This window comes from Halobacillus sp. H74 (assembly GCF_052246715.1).
Lineage (GTDB): Bacteria > Bacillota > Bacilli > Bacillales > Halobacillaceae > Halobacillus > Halobacillus litoralis_A.
On sequence record NZ_JBQQCI010000008.1, the window covers coordinates 105,602 to 125,754 of the forward strand.

Annotated in this window: 20 protein-coding genes and 3 pseudogenes; 5 read left to right on the top strand and 18 right to left on the bottom strand. The window is 38.5% G+C overall.

What is annotated here, in order from left to right; genetic code table 11:
• Positions 1-289 precede the first annotated feature (289 nt).
• The 7 genes and pseudogenes from ACTWPX_RS17300 to ACTWPX_RS17330 form a co-directional block, all read right to left on the bottom strand.
• The gene (locus ACTWPX_RS17300; protein ID WP_443120814.1) at positions 290-793 is read right to left on the bottom strand and encodes a GNAT family N-acetyltransferase; all 504 of its coding nucleotides are present in this window, start codon (positions 791-793) and stop codon (positions 290-292) included.
• Between the two features lie 663 nt (positions 794-1,456).
• Entirely contained in the window at positions 1,457-3,478 is a 2,022-nt protein-coding gene (locus ACTWPX_RS17305; RefSeq protein WP_443120815.1) for a hypothetical protein, read from the bottom strand.
• Positions 3,479-3,720: 242 nt separating this feature from the next.
• Positions 3,721-4,232 (bottom strand): annotated as a pseudogene (locus ACTWPX_RS17310) (shikimate kinase).
• 182 nt (positions 4,233-4,414) lie between these two features.
• The gene (locus tag ACTWPX_RS17315) at positions 4,415-5,446 is read right to left on the bottom strand and encodes a serine hydrolase domain-containing protein (RefSeq protein WP_443120816.1); all 1,032 of its coding nucleotides are present in this window, start codon (positions 5,444-5,446) and stop codon (positions 4,415-4,417) included.
• 456 nt (positions 5,447-5,902) lie between these two features.
• Entirely contained in the window at positions 5,903-6,502 is a 600-nt protein-coding gene (locus ACTWPX_RS17320; protein WP_443120817.1) for a class I SAM-dependent methyltransferase, read from the bottom strand.
• Positions 6,495-7,430, bottom strand: coding sequence for an NAD(P)/FAD-dependent oxidoreductase (locus tag ACTWPX_RS17325; protein ID WP_443120818.1), 936 nt, complete (start codon positions 7,428-7,430; stop codon positions 6,495-6,497). The genes ACTWPX_RS17320 and ACTWPX_RS17325 overlap by 8 nt, the downstream gene beginning before the upstream one ends.
• Positions 7,431-7,444: 14 nt before the next feature.
• Positions 7,445-7,873, bottom strand: a complete 429-nt coding sequence (locus ACTWPX_RS17330; protein ID WP_443120819.1) for an Rrf2 family transcriptional regulator — start codon at positions 7,871-7,873, stop codon at positions 7,445-7,447.
• Positions 7,874-8,109: 236 nt separating this feature from the next.
• On the opposite strand from ACTWPX_RS17330, the gene ACTWPX_RS17335 reads away from it, so the two are divergent.
• A complete protein-coding gene (locus tag ACTWPX_RS17335; protein ID WP_443120820.1) occupies positions 8,110-8,478 on the top strand; it encodes a VOC family protein in 369 nt (122 codons plus the stop codon).
• A gap of 77 nt (positions 8,479-8,555) precedes the next feature.
• Here the strand turns inward: ACTWPX_RS17335 and ACTWPX_RS17340 are convergent, their stop codons facing one another.
• From ACTWPX_RS17340 to ACTWPX_RS17355, 4 genes are all read right to left on the bottom strand, one after another.
• Positions 8,556-9,077, bottom strand: a complete 522-nt coding sequence (locus ACTWPX_RS17340) for a uridine kinase family protein (RefSeq protein ID WP_443120859.1) — start codon at positions 9,075-9,077, stop codon at positions 8,556-8,558.
• Positions 9,078-9,187: 110 nt separating this feature from the next.
• A complete protein-coding gene (locus ACTWPX_RS17345) occupies positions 9,188-9,814 on the bottom strand; it encodes an FMN-binding negative transcriptional regulator (protein ID WP_443120821.1) in 627 nt (208 codons plus the stop codon).
• 21 nt (positions 9,815-9,835) lie between these two features.
• Entirely contained in the window at positions 9,836-10,354 is a 519-nt protein-coding gene (locus ACTWPX_RS17350; RefSeq protein WP_443120822.1) for a GNAT family N-acetyltransferase, read from the bottom strand.
• A 26-nt stretch (positions 10,355-10,380) separates the two neighbouring features.
• Entirely contained in the window at positions 10,381-10,833 is a 453-nt protein-coding gene (locus ACTWPX_RS17355; RefSeq protein ID WP_443120823.1) for a MarR family winged helix-turn-helix transcriptional regulator, read from the bottom strand.
• A 191-nt stretch (positions 10,834-11,024) separates the two neighbouring features.
• Here ACTWPX_RS17355 and ACTWPX_RS17360 point away from each other — a divergent pair, with 191 nt between their 5' ends.
• The gene (locus ACTWPX_RS17360) at positions 11,025-12,005 is read left to right on the top strand and encodes an ATP-binding cassette domain-containing protein (RefSeq protein ID WP_443120824.1); all 981 of its coding nucleotides are present in this window, start codon (positions 11,025-11,027) and stop codon (positions 12,003-12,005) included.
• The gene (locus tag ACTWPX_RS17365; RefSeq protein WP_443120825.1) at positions 11,995-12,804 is read left to right on the top strand and encodes an ABC transporter permease; all 810 of its coding nucleotides are present in this window, start codon (positions 11,995-11,997) and stop codon (positions 12,802-12,804) included. Before ACTWPX_RS17360 ends, ACTWPX_RS17365 begins: the two co-directional genes overlap by 11 nt.
• Before the next feature lie 38 nt (positions 12,805-12,842).
• Here ACTWPX_RS17365 and ACTWPX_RS17370 read toward each other — a convergent pair.
• The 5 genes and pseudogenes from ACTWPX_RS17370 to ACTWPX_RS17390 form a co-directional block, all read right to left on the bottom strand.
• Positions 12,843-12,914: pseudogene (locus ACTWPX_RS17370) on the bottom strand (hypothetical protein); the annotation flags it as partial.
• Positions 12,915-12,969: 55 nt separating this feature from the next.
• Entirely contained in the window at positions 12,970-13,302 is a 333-nt protein-coding gene (locus tag ACTWPX_RS17375) for a DUF1048 domain-containing protein (RefSeq protein ID WP_443120826.1), read from the bottom strand.
• Positions 13,299-13,604: pseudogene (locus ACTWPX_RS17380) on the bottom strand (DUF1048 domain-containing protein); the annotation flags it as partial. The gene ACTWPX_RS17375 and the pseudogene ACTWPX_RS17380, both read right to left, overlap by 4 nt.
• Positions 13,496-13,852, bottom strand: a complete 357-nt coding sequence (locus tag ACTWPX_RS17385) for a PadR family transcriptional regulator (protein WP_443120827.1) — start codon at positions 13,850-13,852, stop codon at positions 13,496-13,498. The gene ACTWPX_RS17385 and the pseudogene ACTWPX_RS17380, both read right to left, overlap by 109 nt.
• Positions 13,853-14,275: 423 nt before the next feature.
• Positions 14,276-15,409: a zinc-dependent alcohol dehydrogenase gene (locus ACTWPX_RS17390; RefSeq protein ID WP_443120828.1), complete on the bottom strand. Its 1,134-nt coding sequence runs from the start codon at positions 15,407-15,409 to the stop codon at positions 14,276-14,278.
• A 181-nt stretch (positions 15,410-15,590) separates the two neighbouring features.
• Here ACTWPX_RS17390 and ACTWPX_RS17395 point away from each other — a divergent pair, with 181 nt between their 5' ends.
• Together ACTWPX_RS17395 and ACTWPX_RS17400 are read left to right on the top strand one after the other, a co-directional pair.
• Positions 15,591-16,289: a DUF421 domain-containing protein gene (locus tag ACTWPX_RS17395; protein ID WP_443120829.1), complete on the top strand. Its 699-nt coding sequence runs from the start codon at positions 15,591-15,593 to the stop codon at positions 16,287-16,289.
• A 600-nt stretch (positions 16,290-16,889) separates the two neighbouring features.
• Positions 16,890-17,267, top strand: a complete 378-nt coding sequence (locus ACTWPX_RS17400) for a YndM family protein (protein ID WP_443120830.1) — start codon at positions 16,890-16,892, stop codon at positions 17,265-17,267.
• 389 nt (positions 17,268-17,656) lie between these two features.
• On the opposite strand, the gene ACTWPX_RS17405 is transcribed toward ACTWPX_RS17400, so the two are convergent.
• Both ACTWPX_RS17405 and ACTWPX_RS17410 read right to left on the bottom strand, forming a co-directional pair.
• Positions 17,657-18,394 carry a YqjF family protein gene (locus ACTWPX_RS17405; RefSeq protein ID WP_443120831.1) on the bottom strand — a complete coding sequence of 246 codons (738 nt, stop codon included), beginning with the start codon at positions 18,392-18,394 and terminating at the stop codon, positions 17,657-17,659.
• 199 nt (positions 18,395-18,593) lie between these two features.
• A complete protein-coding gene (locus ACTWPX_RS17410) occupies positions 18,594-20,030 on the bottom strand; it encodes a DUF2254 domain-containing protein (RefSeq protein ID WP_443120832.1) in 1,437 nt (478 codons plus the stop codon).
• Between the last annotated feature and the right edge of the window lie 123 nt (positions 20,031-20,153).

The window sequence follows — 20,153 nt, forward strand, 5'->3', positions numbered from 1 at the left end:
CAACTGAAAAACCTTTTTCAATCTAGAGGAGCTGTTAAAGTTTGTTGTTGCTTCTCACGAACCGCTTATCGGTGGATGCTTGCCGCGGGCACAGCCTCAGCTAACTTGGTCAAGAAGATCACTTGACCAAGTGGATCTTCGCCTCGTGCTGTTCCCGCAGGCGTCACCACCGAACGCTCCTCGTGAAATCAACAAGCACCTGAACAGCTTCATAACTGATATTCACTCTTGATCTTTAAAGCTACTTCATTCGCATTCAATTGGTTATTATTAATTTTTATGTAAATGATTAATGAATCCCTGTATTTCCACTTCTTCTTTCCAATAAAATAGTGTCACGCCATATACCATCCATTTTACCTATTCGTTCCCGTCGTCCAACTTCTCGAAATCCATTTTTATAATGAACTTTGAGACTTGCTACATTTTCAGGAAATATTCCAGATTGTAATGTCCAAAATCCATTTTCTTCACTTTTATTAATAAGAGCCTTTAAGAGTAAACTTCCTATTCCTTTCCCCATACTGAATTGACTAACATATACACTTACTTCTGCAACACCTGCATAGACATTTCTTTTGGAGACAGGGCTTATAGCAGCCCAACCTAAAATTTTCTCTTTTGAACGTGCAACTATTCGGCAATCTGGTGAATGAACGGTATTCCAACTTCTCCAAGAAGGAATTTCTTTTTCAAAGGTAGCATGTCCCGTATCAATTCCTTCAATATAAATCCGTCTCACTTGCTCCCAATCTTCTGGAAGCATTTGATCAATACATATTTTATTTTCCATTAGAACCACCTGCCTCATAAAATTCATGAGTAAGACTTCCACTCACTTTTCCATCAGTTTAAATGCAAGTGCTCCATTATTCAATTGCCACTTCCCCTAGCGGCTGAATCTGTACGTGAGAATCACTCCGCAATTTTAGAAGCTGATCACCAATTATTTATCTAGTCATACAACAAAGATTTTTCAAAAAAGTTTAGTGAGTTAAATTGGCAAAGTTCATGCACAGTGAAAAATAATGATTAGTCAGGCCCGAACGGTCTGGCTGATCTCTTATGTATGAAATGGTTGAAGAAGATAGAATTCCTATTGTCGATTTCGCTATCTTGCCCTTTGTAAAAAGATTCCACTTCTCCACTGAACTTAGTCTTATCATCGATCAAATTTTCATATGTTGGATAAGATGCTTCTAGGTCTACATGATCTTATCCTACGAAAGCTATACAATTGACTTCCCATTATCATAATTTGAGTCTTCCACATCCCTACCCAAAACAATAAGAATAGGGCAATTTTTTTGTTTCAGATTTGCCCCTGTTTTTATAAGACTCGAATTCAAGATAATCAAAGCCAGGGGTGGTTCTTATGCCTTTATCGGAAGCGCTAGAACCGTCCCCATCGCTTTGTTAAACCCCACCTATTTGTTAACGATGATGCGATAGGTAATTAAGACAAATCCTTAGGAGAAGTGAAAGTGAACAATTCTTCGTCCTCGCATGTGTTAGCTTGATCTCCCTGAATCGGCCGGTTAAACCTTATTATTTTTCGACTAGTAAATACTCCTATTTTTTGCTGTTGACGATCAATTAGGCTCTTAATTATAGACTGTATAGATAAAATCAACAGAATATACAAGGAAAGCACCGGTAGGATCAGCCAATACCTTTCTGTCATAATGCCCACTCGCATCGTCTCAAACAGTGATGTCCATTCAAATAAAAGCGATTGAGATGCTCCTTCTCGATTTCCCCTTATCGTCCCTCCTAAGAAAATACTTAGAACACCTAAATGAAGCAGGACTTGCAAAACTTGGATCATTTGCTGGCCAAGCAGCAGAATCATTTTGGGAAGGAGATGCAATGTCATATGTGTTAAGAAGATTCTACTTCTACTCGCTCCAAGAAGCATAGCTGCTTGTACGTATTCTCTATTTAACATCTCGTCTGATTCTTTTCCTAATGTGTTTAATAATACTGGAACGGCGAAAACAGTTAATATAACCACTTCTAATATCACATTAGGGACGAGCAAAGATTCAGCAAGGATTCTTTTCTCCTCTTCAAATATTACAACATCTACTAGCAACAAATAAGCCACTAAAGTTAACGGCAAGAACTGCATTCCATCAGCCAGTTCACTGATCACTTTTTTTGAACGTTTCCCTAACCAAAAGACATAGGGAATCGTCAACAGATATCCAAGCACTACCCTCACCATAGCGATAAGCAAAGTAACCAAAATGGTATATTTAGCACCAACTACTAGCATCGTCACTATTGGGTATCCATTCAAATTAGACCCAAATATCAATTCACCATCGCCCGGAGAGTGTGGAGGAGCATGATAATTCCCATTTTCCCCCTTAAATATTCCTATACTTTCAACAGGAGAGCCGCCGTTAGTAAATGAATATATTGAACTAATAGCTAAAACACCTAATAAATACCCCACACCCACTATAAAATTAGGGTTTTTAAGTAAATACAGCCATTCACGCCCGGCTCTCCAAGAAAAGGAAAAGCATTTTCTAATGAATTTCAAAAGAGACCATCTATCTATATCAAAAACTTTGGCATTTTTCATCATAGATATCTGGGCTTTTTCATTTATCTCTCGAAGATCATTTTTCAAAATCAAGTCCAGGAAAAAGTACAAAAAGTAGAAAGGAGTAAAAATCAAGATCAGAGCTACAGCTATGATAAAAGGTCTTGTATCAAAAAAGATTAAACGAACAATCCCATAGATGTTATGTAAATACTCGACCACCAGTAAGCTTGATAATGTAAACCAAAGGATTGGCTTAGATTGAATGATTAGGTTAACCTTAATATTCCTTAAACAATGACACAGGAGGATATATGATCTGGCAAAGCCTTTACTTCTAGCTAGAATCACATAGTCTTTCCCCCACTCTTCTTCAAGTAATAAAAGAAACGTCCGAAAGAATAATACCGCAGGCAGAATACAAAGAGACAAAACCGGTGATAGATAAAGTTTTTCTTCCCCCAAGTAAGCAAACCTGAAAAGTAAAATATCAAAAGAATTATAAAACCATACGACAAACATTTGGAGTGAAAAGATAAAAAGAATATCAGGCAGTGCTTCTAAACTATTCAATCCCGTATGTATAGTGCGGTTTAGGATCCGTGGTAAACCGAATGTGGATAAAGCTAAGATCAACCCTGCAAACAGGGCTATGGTTAAAGCGGAAAATAAAATGGTCATAGAATAAAGGTAATTATCCATGACGTAAGACAAGAGTGGTTTTTCTACATATTGATAGTTGAGGCGATGATGAAAGATCCACTCAGAAGGGGTAACTAATTTCTGTATCACAATCGATACACTTTGAAAATAACTGGACACGTTCAACCGGAAGTCATTATTGAATAATACGGGTGAACTACTAATTAGAATAATACCTATAATGCCTATAAGGTATTTAAGTATCATTTTGAATAGACCCATTCGTTCCTCCTGTATTTTATTGTCAGCTTAAAAAGCTTTTTTATAGGATGAAACAACTTATTTCAATTGACAAAATAGATTGCTTGTCTTTTCAGCTTTTAATAAAATCTTTTATGATTGAAGCAATTGGAAAAGTCAAAATCGCAACAACTACCCAAATCGTTTTTTTTCATTTTATGTTTATCCCTCCATATATCGATCGCAGCTCTAGTATCCAATTATCAACAAGTAACGGAACAGCTTTATAACTGAAATTCACTCTTGATCTTTAAAGCTACATCATTCGCATTCAATTGGTTATTATTGATTTTTATGTAATTATCCCTGACTACTTCACCTTCGTTAGAAGTTAAACGCAAGCTGTCCATTGAAGCTACTAACCTTTGTTCAGATTGTTCTATGTTTCTTTTGGAAGGCTTATGGTCTAGTCGATTAGGAGTTTTATTCCGTTTCAATCTCTCTACCAAATCAGCTTCTAATTCTACAAAATAAACCTCTCCCCCCTTGGATTCAAATGTATCAACAATCCCTTCAACTAAATTCCAGTCTTCCTTTTGATTGAACGCCCAGACAAAAGTGAATATCAAACCATAATTATCGGTTTTAGAATAGGCTTCAAAAAATTCCTTCCTCAACAGGTTAGATAAATCATTTCAGGGGTGAAAACAAAGTATGGTTGTAGGAATTCAATAGTCATATGGTTGTGAAATAATTTTAAATCCGTAACTTTCTCTAATTCTTGACCTACAGTCATCTTTGTTATTTCTCCCAAATATGAACGATTCTCCCCCCAACAGCAACTACATAAAAAATCACAAGTTCTAAGGTTCTGCCACTCCTACAAGATACCATAATTTGTCTGCGAATGAGTATGAATATCGTCTCAAAACCGACTATTAGCTTGAAACTGAGTCTTCAAATAATGAGAAAGACACCTTATTTATTTAACAGAAAACCCTCAATGGCTTTAGTGATTTCAAAGGGACCAGATTCTATATTGGAAGGGATAACGATTTTCAAATCAGCCTGGGGATATACGGAGGACCTAAAGCTTACTCCCGGGTCATACCCCATCACATGATATTTATATACATGATCATTCTTTTGGTTCAGCCAAATACCATAACCATAATGGACTTCTCCATTCACATGAACATGAGGAGTGAGTAATTCTCTGGTAGTCTCTTCATTTAGAAGCTTGAAGTCAAACAATGAATCCCACAGCTTAATCATATCGGGAGCTGTTATAAATGCTCCACCATCCGCTCCGCCTTGCTTTGGAATGGAGTAAATATTCGTTCTCCAAGTTTTCTTTTCATTGTTGTCAATATAGCCATTGGCTGTATTTTCAGGAAGCTGATCCAATGAAAAATATCCAGAATCCAGCATATTGCATCTATGGAAAACCTCGGATTCAATAAATTCTGTAAAACATCTCCCCGTTTGTTCTTCAATGATCAGACCTAAAAGGATATATCCCGCATTGTTATAATGAAATTTATGTCCTGGTTTAAACTTCATTTGATTGTCTTGAAAGAGCGGCAGGAAATCCTTAAGAGAATTTATTTGGTAGACCGGGTAATCCGTCCACAACTCCTCATAATCACTCATCACTTCTTCATCAAAGTAATCAGGTATACCAGAAGTATGGGTTAACAGGTGGTGGATGGTAATTTTTTTATCAAAGTTAGGGAAATCAATGTCCAGGCAGTCAACTAAACGAGTATCAAAATTTACTATTCCCTTTTCAACTAACTGGCAAATCCCGATAGCAGTAAATAACTTGCAGCCAGAGGCAATTCCAAAGCGAGTATCGGAAGTATTCGGGAGCTTTTCCCCTCTGTCTCTATAACCAAATGCAGTGTTTGATAATACATTCTCATTTTGTTTCACATATACGACGCCAGAAAAGTCCAGCTTATCGCTTATGGTAGTGATGATTTCTTTCAATTCATTATTTCCATTCATATCGCTACTCCTCTCCAGCCATGCTTACAATTGTTAAAGATCACCTTCCATTTTACTCCACTTTATGAGGTCTACAAAGATGCAAAATGATTGTGAAAAAATATCACCATAAAAAAACAAGGCACCTGATGAACTGCAACTTTATTTGATGAGACAGTTAGGCTCTTACTCCTCCATGAGCTATCGTATCCATTTGTTATTGACGGTTAAAATCGCCACCAAGTACAAGCAGAGTGATTTTCATTTATAAGTCAAAGAAAACCACTCTTTTCAGATGAGCCTCTGTTGTTTTCACGAATCACTTTCGGTGGTGAGGCCGTGCCCGCTGCAAGCGTCCACCGACAAGTGATTCGTAAAAAGCAACACCAAATGTCAACAGCTCCTCTTGATAGAATAACTCCCATATAATAAATACATTAAAGACTCTTAATATCTATAATTAAGATAAAATAAATACTATTCCATGGGCTGATTTTGTTTTTGGGCTATTAATACATAGATAGACTCTGTTGGATGAAGCTTCTTACTTACTTTAAATCCTGCTTTGTTCAATTCTTCCTCCATTATAATTGAGGAGATTCTTGGGTGATTTTGATTTGGTTGTTCTTCCACTTCCAGTTCAACACACGCAAAATAACCATTCTCCTTAAGAACTTGATGGATGAGCTGTAATGTCTCTGATAAAGGCTTTATTTCATGAAGGACTAACGATGCCAGCACAATATCAATCGTATCGTCTGATAATGGTAAGTCTTTCATTTCCCCTTGAATGGTCCGTACATTCTCAAGTTCTTCAGTCAATGCCTTAGAATTTGCGATTTGTAAAATCTTTGGATCGATATCTAGTGCGTAAACCATCCCATCTGTTTTCTTAGCAGCCGGGATAGTTAAGAAGCCTGTTCCTGCTCCTACATCTAAAATATCATCAGTATTTTTTATGGGAAGTAACTCTAATAGGCTCTCTGGTGAAAACTGTTCTTTACGTTTGTCACTGTCCAGGTATTCCATCTTTTTTCTTAAATTGCCCGTATGATCTTGCTTACAATTTTTATTCATATTTTTCTCCTTTTTCATGTTTTGTTTTTTTGAAGGCTTCCTCGACCATGGCAGCATTGACGCCTATCGCGGCTTTGCTCCCTTCTGCGGCGGCAATAATTAATTGAGATGGTGCTATTAAGGATGTATCGCCACAAGCATACACACCTTCAACATTGGTCCGCCCGAAGTCATCTGTTTTGATTGCGCCTTGATCTGTCAGTTCACACCCAAGTTCTACGCCAATTTGTGACGCTTGTTCCATTTCCGGGACAATGAAGCCACCTTCACGAGCAACGGAGCATCCATCTTCAAAAGTGATCTGTTTCAAATATCCATTCTCTCCGTTCAGTGAGGAAATCTTTTGTTCGTATATATCCATTCCTTTTTCTTTTAAAATCTCCATTTCATTCATCGGTAAATCTTGACTTCCATTCGTACAAATAACAAGGTTGCTGGTCCAGTTATATACAAGCTTCGCCATATGGAGAGCTCGGGAATGTTCAGCTATCACAACCAACGGGAGATCTCTTAATTCCCAACCATCACAAAAAGGGCAACTGAATAAACTAGTCCCGTAAAATTGTTTGACGTTGTTTATAGCCGGGAGTTTTTCTTTAAGTCCAGTGGCTAAGACAACTTTCCTGGCTCTGAAAATTTTTCCTGTATCCGTTTCAATTGTAAACATTTGTTTTTCTTTCATTACATTTCTTACCCTTTGCTTCTCAATTTTAACGTCTGGATAACTCGTTAACTCATTGCGTCCTATTCTCCTTAACTCTGCTGGATTAATCCCATCCCGAGTCATGAAACCATGTGACTCATTGGTTACAGAGTTCCTGGGTTTATCTTCATCAAATAGAACGGTGCTTCGTCTTGATCTACCTAGAACTAAAGAAGCGTTCAGACCGGCCGGGCCTCCTCCAATTACGGCACAATCGAATATCACCTGCATCCCCCTCCTTAATTTGCATTTTCTTTAATTTTGTTCATGCTTTTTTCATCCATCTCATTTACAAGATCGATGAGAAATTTATTAGCGAGATCATCTTTCATGTTCTGTTCAGCCTCGATCATCACTTTTTCAATCATGCAACCTTCATTATGTTCCATAGAACAATTGAATAACTGAGACTCCCCTTCCGTTGTTTTAATTACATCCAAGAAGGAAATTTCAGCCTTTGCTTTAGCAACTTTATAACCTCCTTTAACTCCTGGTGTAGACTCAATTAGCCCACCTTTGGCAAGTTTAGTTAATATTTTGGACAAATACGTTTGAGAAAGCCCTTGCATTTCTGCCAGGCTTTGCACCCCTACTGTACTTCCTTTGGGTAAGGTAATTAAATAAACCATTGTGTGTAGTGCATAGTTTGTTGCTTTTGAGTATTTCATATTTTCCTCCTCAATAAAAGATATTAAAGATTCACATTGTCTCTAATTGATTTTAATAATACCATTCTGAAATCATTACGTCAACGATAATACCCCACAGTTGAAAAATGGCGAACCGGTTTATTGAACAAGATAGGCGAGACTTACCAGGCTTTAAAATGTTTAATAAGAAAAAGGAAATTATAAAAAATTAACGAAATATAAAAAGTGGTCCATTAACTACGAGGAGGAAGAAAATGAGTGATTCTTTATTCAACGGTATCCATTATTTCAGAATTCCAGTAGTCGATCTTAGTGAATCTGTTGTATGGTATTCAGAATGTTTAAAGTTGAAATTAAGGTTTAACAGAGGGGATCTGGCAGTTTACGAGCTTGAAACCGGCCCATTGTTGGTTTTAGTAGAGGCGGACAAGGACTCGCGGGGACATTTTCTGAAAAACGGACAAACTGAGTTCTCTGTAGGGTTCACCACCTCAAATTTAAATAATCTCTATGAATATTTAATCAGTCAGGATGTAAATGTTGAACCCATGGAGGAAGATGAAGGGCATCAGTTTTTTCACTTTTATGACCTGAGTGGAAACAAACTTCAAGTACATAACTAAATTACTTCCATATAGATATTAAGCTGCTCAAATAAGAGCAGCTTAATATGCTGACATGCGTTAGCTGAATAAGACATTCATTTAGTCCCGTTTACAATGAGGTCTGCTCTTTCATACGGTTTTTGTTCTTCCACATAAATGTCCTCTGAAGCCATCCAATTATTTTCCCACATATCACGCATCTCTTCCCCGTCTCTTTCAACACCCCGTGAAAGCCTTGTTTTCCTTGGACAATCAACCCATATTGTAAAGTCGTATTTATTTGCTAATTCATTACGAATGGAATACACACCTTCAATAATTACAATTCCGCCAACAGGGACAGTATGCCACTCCGCTAATTCGTCTGCGTCCCAATCATACCTCTGATAATATCCAGCTTTATTTTGGCGAATTGGTTCAAGAACTTGATTTAATACACGTTTCCAATCAAAGTCTGCACCAATCGGCTTTTGCTTTGGATCTTTTTTTATAATCTGTGAGGAGGGTAAATAAAAGTCATCCATATGTACAATCATTACATTCGAGCATTCATCATTCAGTTTATTTGCCAATGTACTTTTTCCTGAACCGCCACACCCATCTATTCCAATTAACATGGTTGAATGTTTTTTTGAAAATTTATTAATCGAACTTACCAACTGGTCAAAATTACTAATTTCTATTCTATTAGTTTTGTAACTCACAATATCACCACTTAAAAGTTTGGTTAACTATTAGTTCTTCCCTTCTCCTTTCTTGCATGCATCACTTCTGCTAATTGTTGAGAGTTTAAATCTTTCTCCTTTTTCAGTTTATCAATGATGTTATCATAGTCTTCTTCATTTCTATTTTGACTTAATTTGTAGGCTGCTTCAATTTCTTGTACTTTCACTTTAAATCCAACTATGCCTTTCATTTGTTTTTTTGTCTTGGGAGAAAACCTTTCCCATAAAGCTGCATTTTCACGGTTTTGTTCATATTTTAGCAATAGGGATTTAAGGTCTTCCTGCAATTCTTGTTCACTCATAAGGCTGGCAGTTCCATATACATGGACAGATTGATAGTTCCATGTGGGCACATTTTCAGATTTGTACCAAGAGGATGAAATGTAAGCATGCGGACCCTGATACATGACAAGAACAGGGTCATCACCGAATGTCCTCCATTGAGGATTCGCATACGCCATATGCCCAGTGAGATAGTAGTCCTCCCCTTGTTTACGTAACTCCATAGGTAAATGGGTGGCTATAGGCTTTCCTTTTTTTGTCGTTACGATTGTTCCAAAAGAGTTCCTCTGAATAAAATCTCTGATTTCATTGAAATCTGTGACTTTATACTGCTTTGGAATATACATCCTCACTCACCTCTTCACTTGTTATTGGAGACTTTTCACCATTATTAAGTCCGTTTGTTCTTCATCCCCTATGATAAAAGAGTGCGTTCCCGTTTGAACAAATCCCATTTTCTTATAAAAAGCAATAGCATTTTCGTTTTTTTCCCATACCCCCAGCCAGACCTTCTTTTTATTCTGTTCCATAGCAGTATCCATAGCTTTGTTGAACAGATATTTTCCAAGTCCCTGCTTTTGAAATTTTTTTATAATATAAATCCGCTCGATCTCAAGGGAGTCATCATCCATTTCTTCGGTCTGAGCTTCCCCGGTATTCACCTTTAAATATCCAGCGACTTCATCATTAAAAGAAACAAAAAAGAATTGCGAGAAATAGGTGGATAACTCTTTTTCTACTTGCCTTAAATTAAATGCCTCTTCCAAATAATTCTTTATATTTTCTGGTGAATTCTGTTCCTCATAAGTCTCCATAAATGTTTCGCGACCAATTTTTTGCAGTTTGTGTGAATCTTCCATGGTGCATCTTTTCAACGTTATATTCATTCTAACCCTGATGCTCCTCTCTACAATCAATAACTCCTTTTGTTTCCCTTTTTGACATATTCCCAGTCTTTTTCGATATTTGTTCTGACTCTTTGGAGAAGATCGAAAATGATTTCCACTTCTTTTTCTGATAAACTCTCTAAGGCAACGGCATTGGAATGATCATTTTCTCTTTTTATAAAAGGAAAAACCTTTTCCCCTTTCTCTGTTGGAAAGAGCTTTTTTATTTTTTTGTTATGTTCGTCTTCTTTCTTCTCAACAAAGCCATTCATTTCAAGTTTTTTTATAGACCGTGCGGCAGTAGTCCTATCTACTTTTATCATCTCAGCTACCTTCTCTTGAATGATTCCTGGGTTTTCACATATTCTTACAAGATACAAATACTGCCCTCTTGTGAGGTCGTATTCTTTGAATTCTATATTACTTATTGAATCTAACGACCTGGCTATCATTCCAATTTCACGAAGTATATCTTTCATTTTGAACTCCTCAGCATTCATATTTGTTGTAAATGCAACATGTAACTCATAAATTAAACGTATCTTATTTTTGTTGTATTTGCAACATAAAACGAGAAAAGATAAATTGGGGTGAAGTTTTTTATTTTGGGTCTTAGGAATATCATTACTCCTGCCTATGGTAAAATATAATGGATGAGGGAGGTCGACGAATGGAACATTCAAATAAAACATATGCAGTAGAAGCAGATCAATTAGTAAAAGCTTTTGGAAAAGAACGAGCGGTGGATGGCATCAGCTTAAAAGTGCCAAAAGGTATTGTCTATGGCTTCCTTGGCCCTAATGGAGCAGGAAAAACGACGATGATCCGTATGCTGGCAACTCTGTTGAAACCGACTGAAGGTCAAGCGAAAGTGATGGGGTATGATTTAACAAAAGAAGCGGATGATGTCAGGCAGTCCATCAGTTTAACAGGACAATTCGCTTCTGTGGATGAAGAATTATCCGGCCGGGAGAATTTGATTTTCATCGGCAGGTTAGTTGGTTTTTCCCGCAAAGAAGCAAAGGCGAGAGCCGATGAATTATTAGCCGCATTCAATTTAGAAGATGCCGCAAAACGCCAAGTGAAGAAGTATTCCGGCGGGATGAGAAGAAGAATCGATATTGCCGCAAGTATCGTTACGTCACCAGAACTGCTCTTTTTGGATGAACCAACAACCGGACTTGATCCAAGAAGTCGGAATGAAGTGTGGGAGATCATTCGAGCATTAGTCAAAAATGGAACGACAGTATTTCTTACGACACAATACTTAGAAGAAGCAGATCAACTTGCCGACCTTATTGGTGTCATCGACCGAGGAGTTTTAATTGCGGAAGGAACAAGTGCACAATTGAAATCATCGATTGGCGTTCGAAGCTTGATCATCGAATTCGAAGATGAACAGGATTTGCAACAGGCAGAGGCAATCTTTGAAGGTATGTTCATACAAGCACCTGAAGTGAACCACGATCAATTATCGATTTCCGTTACGATGAAAGACCAGTCAAAGGCTGCCAAAGCGATTGGAGAACTTGCGAACCAACAGATCGCCGTGAAAGACTTCTCTATGCAACAACCAACTTTGGACGATGTATTCTTACAGATTACCGGAAAGCCTGCTAAAGGGGAAGGTGGCGAAGCGAATGGAGAATAATTCATTAGAAAAATCAATCACATTAGAAACACGGCCATCAAAAGCTTCGCCGCTGAATGCCGCTCTGACTTTTGCATGGCGAGCATTATTACGCATCCGCTATGTTCCAGAACAACTTTTCGATGTGACAGTGTTCCCGATTATCTTTTTGTTGATGTTCACCTACTTATTCGGGGGAGCGATTTCAGGCTCAACAGGAGAGTACTTAGACTTTGTTCTGCCGGGAATTTTAGTCATGACAGTTGCAATGATAACGATGTATACAGGACTGGATTTAAATAAAGATATTGAAAAAGGCGTCTTTGATCGTTTTCGTTCACTGCCGATCTGGCAGCCTGCTGTATTAGTCGGGGCGTTGCTAGTGGATGTAGTGAGATATTCACTTGCTGCAACAATCATGATTACACTTGGGTACATTCTGGGGTTCCGTGCAGAAGCAGGGTTCACCGGCGTACTCCTTGCAGTCCTGGTGATTCTATTCTTCGCTTTCAGTTTGTCATGGATTTGGACGATGCTTGGAATAATCGTTCGCTCAGAGAAAGCACTAATGGCAATAAGTATGATGTTATTATTCCCACTGACCTTTTTAAGCAGCGTATTTGTCGATCCATCAACAATGCCGAATTGGTTACAAAGCTTTGTAGATATTAATCCAATAACGTTCGTTGTCGATGCGGCCAGGGGATTGATTCATGGCTATGATGTAACAAGCGAATTATTGATCATCACATACATCTCCGTAGGTTTAATTGCCGTGTTCGGTACGCTGACGATGTACTTCTTTAGAAATAAAAATTAAGTTGCACCTCTTAAGTAGAAAATTGAGTTAATAAAAAACTAAGCAGCCTTGGTTCTGTGCTCTATAGGACTAAGGCTGCTTAGTATTATATGAATTCGTTGACGATTGTAAAAATGACGATTTTACTTGTAAGCTGCTTTTTAAAGTTCCGAACTTTATATCCTTCTATTTTTTCATGTCCTTATCGACTTTTTGATGGGCCGATTCTTGATAGCCATCTGCGTATGTTACGGAATCTTCTATCAGTGCATCACAGAATGAAGCAACGTCTGTGCCTGTGACTTCAAGCACCCCTTTCCCAGCAGCAGCACCTTCTTCAAAGAAACTAAGAATTTCAGAGAATAGGCCGATGCCTTCGTTCAGCTCCACAGGACCGATTTTAATAAGGTATTTTTGGATCTCTTTATAGACAATTTGGTAATCTTGCGGCAACGCTTTGACACGCGCAACATGGGCTCTCCACTCTTTCTTGCCTTCGATGATTCCTCGGATACTCATTTCAGCCCTCCTAATTTCCTTGCTACGTTCTTGTTAAGTTGGTCACGCCATTTATCTCTATAATTTTTTGCCCCTGTGCCACCAACAAACGCTGCGCAAAAGCCTCTGATATCATCGCCTAGTACTTCTTCGACGCTCTGACCGTCTGCTGATGTCACTTCAAGCAGTTCAAGAGCACTGTCTAGAATCGGCATCAGATTACGACCTGTGAAATCCCCATGCACCCAGAGATTATTAGTAATTTCTCTCCAGGCCATTTGGTATTCAGCAGGTAAGACCTTTGCCCGTTCTTCAGATGCTCTTCACCTGCTGCGTTTAGTGTGTAAAATTTTCTCGGGGGCCCCATATTGGATGGCTTTTTCTCGATATCGACCAGATTGTTTTTCTCAAGCCTTATAGTAATCGTATAAACCGTCCCTTCGACCACATCATTAAAGCCAAGTTCCCGCAGTTTTTGCGTGATTTCATAACCGTAAGTTTCACCATGGCTGATGATCTCAAGCACACAACCTTCAAGCACCCCTTTCATCATTTCTCTGAAATTCCCCATGTTTATCTCCTTTTGTATTTTGTTTTATTTCTTCAAAACTCCACACCTATAATCAACATTATGACCAATATTAAGTAATACTTACTACCGGTATATAGTAATGCGAATTAGCGGGTTTTGTCAAGATAAACTCTTTCGAATTATTAAAGAACCCGTTACTTTAATTTCTGAAATCAAGGTATAACTTATAAAATAATCTTTAGTTCCCCATTTTGTTACTTCCATCTGGCGGGGCTAAGAGCACTCAAATCAGGTCACAATAAGTCGGTAGTAAGAAGGCAAACTCCTGCTTTATCTTTATGTACTCCCATTTTAAAGATAGCCAACAGAAGCTCAATTTGGCCACCTGTTGGCAGAAGGGATTTTTTATGACTGCTTTAATACACCATTCATTTTTCCTGAATTTAAAGGCTTCCGAATTTTCTAAGGTTTCAGTACCACTTTAATACAGTCGTCTTCTTTTTTATTGAATATTTCATACCCATGAGCGGCATCATCCAGCGGCATTTGATGCGTAATGATTTTTCTGGGGTCAATTTCACCTTTAATGATTTGCTTATAAAGAGGTGCCATAAAAGAACGCGCATGAGCCTGGCCCATCTTCAATTGGATGTTACGGGAAAAGAATGCACCTAAAGGGAAGAGGTTATAATTCCCTCCGTATACTCCTGTGATCTGAACGGTTCCGCACTTCTTAACCGCTTTTGTTGCGACCTGAATAGGACCAAGGGTGCCTCCTTGCAACTTCATTTTTTGCTCGACGAATTCCAAAGGGGATTTCTTGCCGTCCATACCTACACAATCAATGACGATATCAGCGCCGCCCTTCGTGATTTCCTTCAATGTTTCGCCCATATCAGGATAGCGGGTAAAATCAAAAATTTCTGTTTGATTCATTCTTTTTGAATGAAGCAGACGATTTTCGATATAATCAACAGCAATTACCCGCTCAGCTCCCTTTTGCCAAGCAAACTGCTGCACCATCAAACCGATTGGGCCACAGCCAAGAACGATCACTGTATCACCTGACTTTACGCCAGCATTTTCTACACTCCAGTAGGCTGTAGGCAGCACGTCAGAGAGAAACAGGAGCGACTCATCTTCCAGTTCGCAGGATTCCGGGATTACAAACGGTGTATAGTTTCCAAAAGGCACCCTTAAATACTGAGCCTGGCCACCCGGATGATCCCCGAACTTCTCGCTATAGCCGAAATATCCTCCAGAATCATAGTGGGGATTCGCGTTATCGCACTGACTTTCCAGATGATTGTCGCAATAAACACATTGCCCGCAAGCCACTGTAAATGGAATGACCACCCTGTCCCCTTTCTTAACTTTTCTTACTTCAGGACCGATTTCCTCCACGACCCCCATAGGTTCATGCCCAATGACGTAACCGATTGGAAGGGGGAAATTCCCCTGGTACAAATGCAAATCCGATCCGCATATCGCTGTTGAAGTTATTCGGATGATCACATCTTCTTCATGTTCAATTTTTGGAAAGGGAACCTTTTTGACAGCAATCGACTTTTTCCCTTGATACGTAACAGCTTTCATTATTCAACTCACCCCTATTTGTATTTAACCCTATTAGTGTGAACTCCGTTTGAAGTGTTCATGCAGCTAAATTATCGAAGGTTTTCTATAAGGGTAGAGTTAAAAATAACAAAACTCCGTATAGTGTTCCTTTGAACAATTCAAACTAGAAAAGGTGAAGTTTTAGATGAAGGGGTTTATTATGAATATTATAGAACTGTTAATCAGACTATCGCTTGCCTACGTAACCCTTCTGGCGCTAACAAGGTTTATGGGAAGAAAAGAAATTTCCCAAATGACCTTCTTTAATTTTGTGTCAGCCATTTCCATTGGTACCATCGGCGCTTCCCTTGCGATAGATTCCGCGCTAAGTGTCCGAAACGGGATGATAGCGATCATCGCCTGGAGCGCTTTGACGGTTACGCTCGGTTTTATTGACATTAAATCAAAAAAGGCTCGACAAACAATCGAAGGTCAGCCGATCATTCTTATTCGGAATGGAAGAATTATGGACGAAGCTCTCCGGAAAACCCGGCTGGATTTAGACGAGCTAGGTGCATTATTACGAAAAAAGAACGTATTCTCTTTTTCAGAGGTGGATTATGCGATCTTCGAAACAGACGGTACACTATCTGTCTTACAGAACCAGAGTAAACAATCCGTCACGAAAGGTGATATGCACCAGCCACTCAATCCGAATGAAATCTTTTCCTTTCCTACAGCCGTGATTCAAGATGGAAAAGTAGTGAGGAAGAACCTGGAGAAATTAAACCTGGATCAGCGCTGGCTTGATCAGCAGCTGAATGTTGTCGGAGTAAATGATGTGGATGGAGTTTTTTATGCAGAGGTCCAGAAAGATGGTTCCTTATATATTGACCAAAGAAATGATCAACTCCATTAGAAAAAAATCCATTTCTATAATATGGGGACAAGTTTTATTCAAAAAAGCTGGTTTATAGGGAGAGCAGAATGCTATAATGCATTCTGCTTTCTACAAACCACCTAAAGTTCCCATTATAATACTTTCTTAAAAAGTTATTCTTTAGTAATCATCAGGGTTTTTTTCCGCTTTCTTGTTTGTTTTTTCTATTTCAAACTGCGGATCAATACCACTTCATCATTAACCAGTTCTTTATTATTTAATCTAATATTCCGAACATAATTTCATCCTCTCTTTTTTTGAGCTTCTTCAAGAACAGCCTTCAATTCCCGATTATAACTTGGGGAACTTCAGCTTTATCTCAAGCAGTGCCTTTAACCCACTATCCGTCGATAATCCCTGCATTAGTGAAGCATTAGCGCACCCCGTTTTGACTTTCTTTATCTTCAGAGATTATTGCAATAAAATATTTCCATTCCTGACACTTATCAAAATCATAAGTGAAACACCCGGAATCTGATGCGTTATTATTTCCGTGATCAGTTTTGATATTTTAAGTTTACAAATGGGAGATGGTGGAAATAGATTCATAAATCCAATCAAGGAAGGAGATCGAGACAAATGGAGCATGGTAAAGCATTATTAGTCAAAGGTGTGTTAACATTGGTCGCCCTTTATCTTGTATTGGGGGTTGGGTACGGAGCATCCTTCGTCGGAGTCCTCCTTATCACTCTAGTCCTTGGGCTCGTGTCCTACTTTTCAGGAGATCTCTTTATACTTCCAAAAACAAATAATTTAACAGCCACGTCAGCTGACCTCGTTTTAACATTCCTTGTCGTGTGGGCTGCCGTGAGTTGGTTTATAAGTGTGGATGGATCAGCCGTTATCGCAGCATTGATTTCTGCCGTCCTTATTGCTATTGCAGAATATGGATTTCATATTTATTTAGCTTCACATATTTTACCGAAGAATAATCGTGTCCGCTCATACGCGCACTAAGCGTTAAAAACAAAACAGCTCCCGAATTCGGGAGCTGTTTTGTTTTTATATCACCCCTTATTGAAACTTATGTAAATAAAAGTAATGATCAGAGAAGGAATCATATGCCACCTACCCTGATTGGTAGCCTGTGTTTATCCTTAGCGGCTAGCATTCGAATGGGATGCCGGAATGGAAGCAGGAATAAGCTTGTTTACCAGCCATTAGTAGGTGCGTTATTTGGTGGCTGTTATCAGGAGAAACCTTAAACGCAAATTTCTTTATCGGATTCACTTTCATCATGTTTGGAATTATAGTGGTGACAATTAGAAGACCACGAAAAAACAATCCATACATGGCATGTGGAAAACGCAGAGAAATAAAAAAAGCATCCTTATCAAAAGAAAGCTTCATTTTATGATTTTTATCGGCCAAAATAAGACACGTTTAACGGGGGAAAAATGAAACAACAATTTCCCTTCCCTGATGCTTTCAAAATCAAAAGGCGTCATTTGAAAAGTTTGGATATTCGCTTCAACTTTTTGGATGTTCCACGGCAGATGGTGAATCCCAACTTCCACTATGCTATTTCTATTGAATTTCCAGGCATAATATCTTTCAAGCAGCCAAGAATCAAGGGATCCTTGGTCTGGAACCCATAGTGAGGAATGAGGGCGGTAAGCTGCTTCCAAGGTGGCTTTTCTTTTCCCCCGCCGCTTGCTTTGAAAATGAAATGTATTCCCCGATTTATTCAGAACCATCTGCGCATAGTAGTAGGGGAGTGTGGTCATTCTTGCCCCTAAAACAGCCAACAGCTTGTTCGCATCCAAGCTGAAAAAATACAATCCAGGAATGCCGTTTCTTTTTACATATGTTCTCACATTCAATTCTAAGTAATTTTGTAAATAGGGAAGTGATGGGCTATTGCGGAAATGCATATCGGACACTTCAAAAGGGAGTATGGTGACCCATGCTTCCCCTTGATAGCAATCAAGCTCGAGCTCCTCTGGAATAAATTCCTGCAGCGAATTGTCAGGAATGGAGAAGTGCGTAAATAAAAGACTTTCCCACCTTTGGCTCATTAACCACTTTCCATTGGGCAATGGTGAACTCCGGTGATGTGTATGGGTAAGAATGTTATCATACATCGACTTCTCTCCTTTATCAGTTTTTCCAAAGCCCCTCTGTCCTTGTTGGCCCCAGCGTCAAGAAACCCACTGTGTTGCCAATCCATTCTTTTAAAATAACTTGTAAGAACATGGTCCTACGTTCACTCATACGGACAACCAGGCCACTTCGTTTAACCCTATGGTCATTCACACAATCTTAAGAGAGGAATAGCTTCACCTAATTCTTATTTTCACGGTCCAGAGGAAACTTTCTCATTAACTCATCCCTGTCTTCATCATCTTCTATCCTTAATACCATTCTATTTACCAACTTGTCATATTTATCCAGATAACCTGTCGTCTCAGCAATGCTGTACAGAGTGTAATATAGTTTTTCCCTATCTAAGCTGTGAATAAAATCAACTTCTAAAGACCTTGTCGTGTATTCGGCAAACTCCCAAATAGCATCCTTATGATTCATTTCCTCTACTTTAGCTACAGCATTAAGAACTTTTAATATTTCCACGGTAAGAATTACATTTTTCCGCGCGTAATGTCTTATAGAAGCTAAACCAATATATATATAGTCTCTAAACACAAGGTTATGGATAATCAGCCGTAAATCTCCTTTATCATCGGCAAGATAAGGAGTGAACAGTGCCATGCTTGAAATATCAATCAATAAATCCCCAATTTGATAGGCTGTCCGTGTCGCAGTTTTTGGATCATTATCCCCTATAGCACGGATGGCTATTTCTACTAATTTATTTAAACTATATTCGATATCCTGCACTTCACTTTGATTTCTTCCGATCTCGACCATTGCCCAATATTTGGACTCATCAATGGAATTCTGTTTTTTCTTCCAATACTTTATTAAAGGGGTAGATTGAAACGCATAATTCCCTACCTTATATTCTAGTTGGACTACTATATCGTCTTTTTCAGCTTGTTTAATAAGCGAAATAAAATCAATGGTCTGAACATACCCTGATTTCTCCACCATTATGGAATGGCTTTCCCAATCTGCTCCAGGGACTTGATGTTTAATGGAGTTCGGATTTTCTATTCTATAACTATCCATTTCTTCTACTAATAAATTTTCAGCGATAATAGCTGATTCTTCTTTCATATCATCTGTCATATTACTTACTTGCAGCCATGTCACGATATGATTAATAAAAACAATAAAAGTCACCATTGAGGTCATTGTAAGTATAGTTGCGATAATAGGAATGAAGAAGAAGCTGGTTTCTTTACTGATGAATAATAGACATAGCAGGACATAGTGAAAACTTCCAATAAAGATTCCTAGTGTCCTTTGAGTTACTGAATTCATCATGAAATTTTTTAAAATCCGAGGAGAAAACTGCACAGAAAATGTTGTTAAGGCGGCGAGCACTCCGTAGAAAGTGAAGGTGGTCATCGAAAGAATACCTGCCGTCAATGTACTGAGAATCGTCTGGGTCAGTTTAAACTCCACGGTTATGGCTGAAGGTAGATGCGCCCCTGCATTCATCTGCAAATCGGCAAGAACCGCTAAGACAAATAAAAAGATAGCCGCAATCGTATAAATAATCGGAGTAGCCCACAGGTTCGCATAAAATTTTAATTTTTTCTCCCTTGGTGTCTTTTTATTATGTTCTTTTAACAGCCTAAACAATTTATCAAACATACTTCATCACCTACATTCCTGAACTCCTTAATATATTTCTACATTTCACTGACTTGATCATTGCTTAAGCTTTTTTCCTCCTTTAATAGTAATACTCGTTCACGTTACGGCCACAACTTAAAC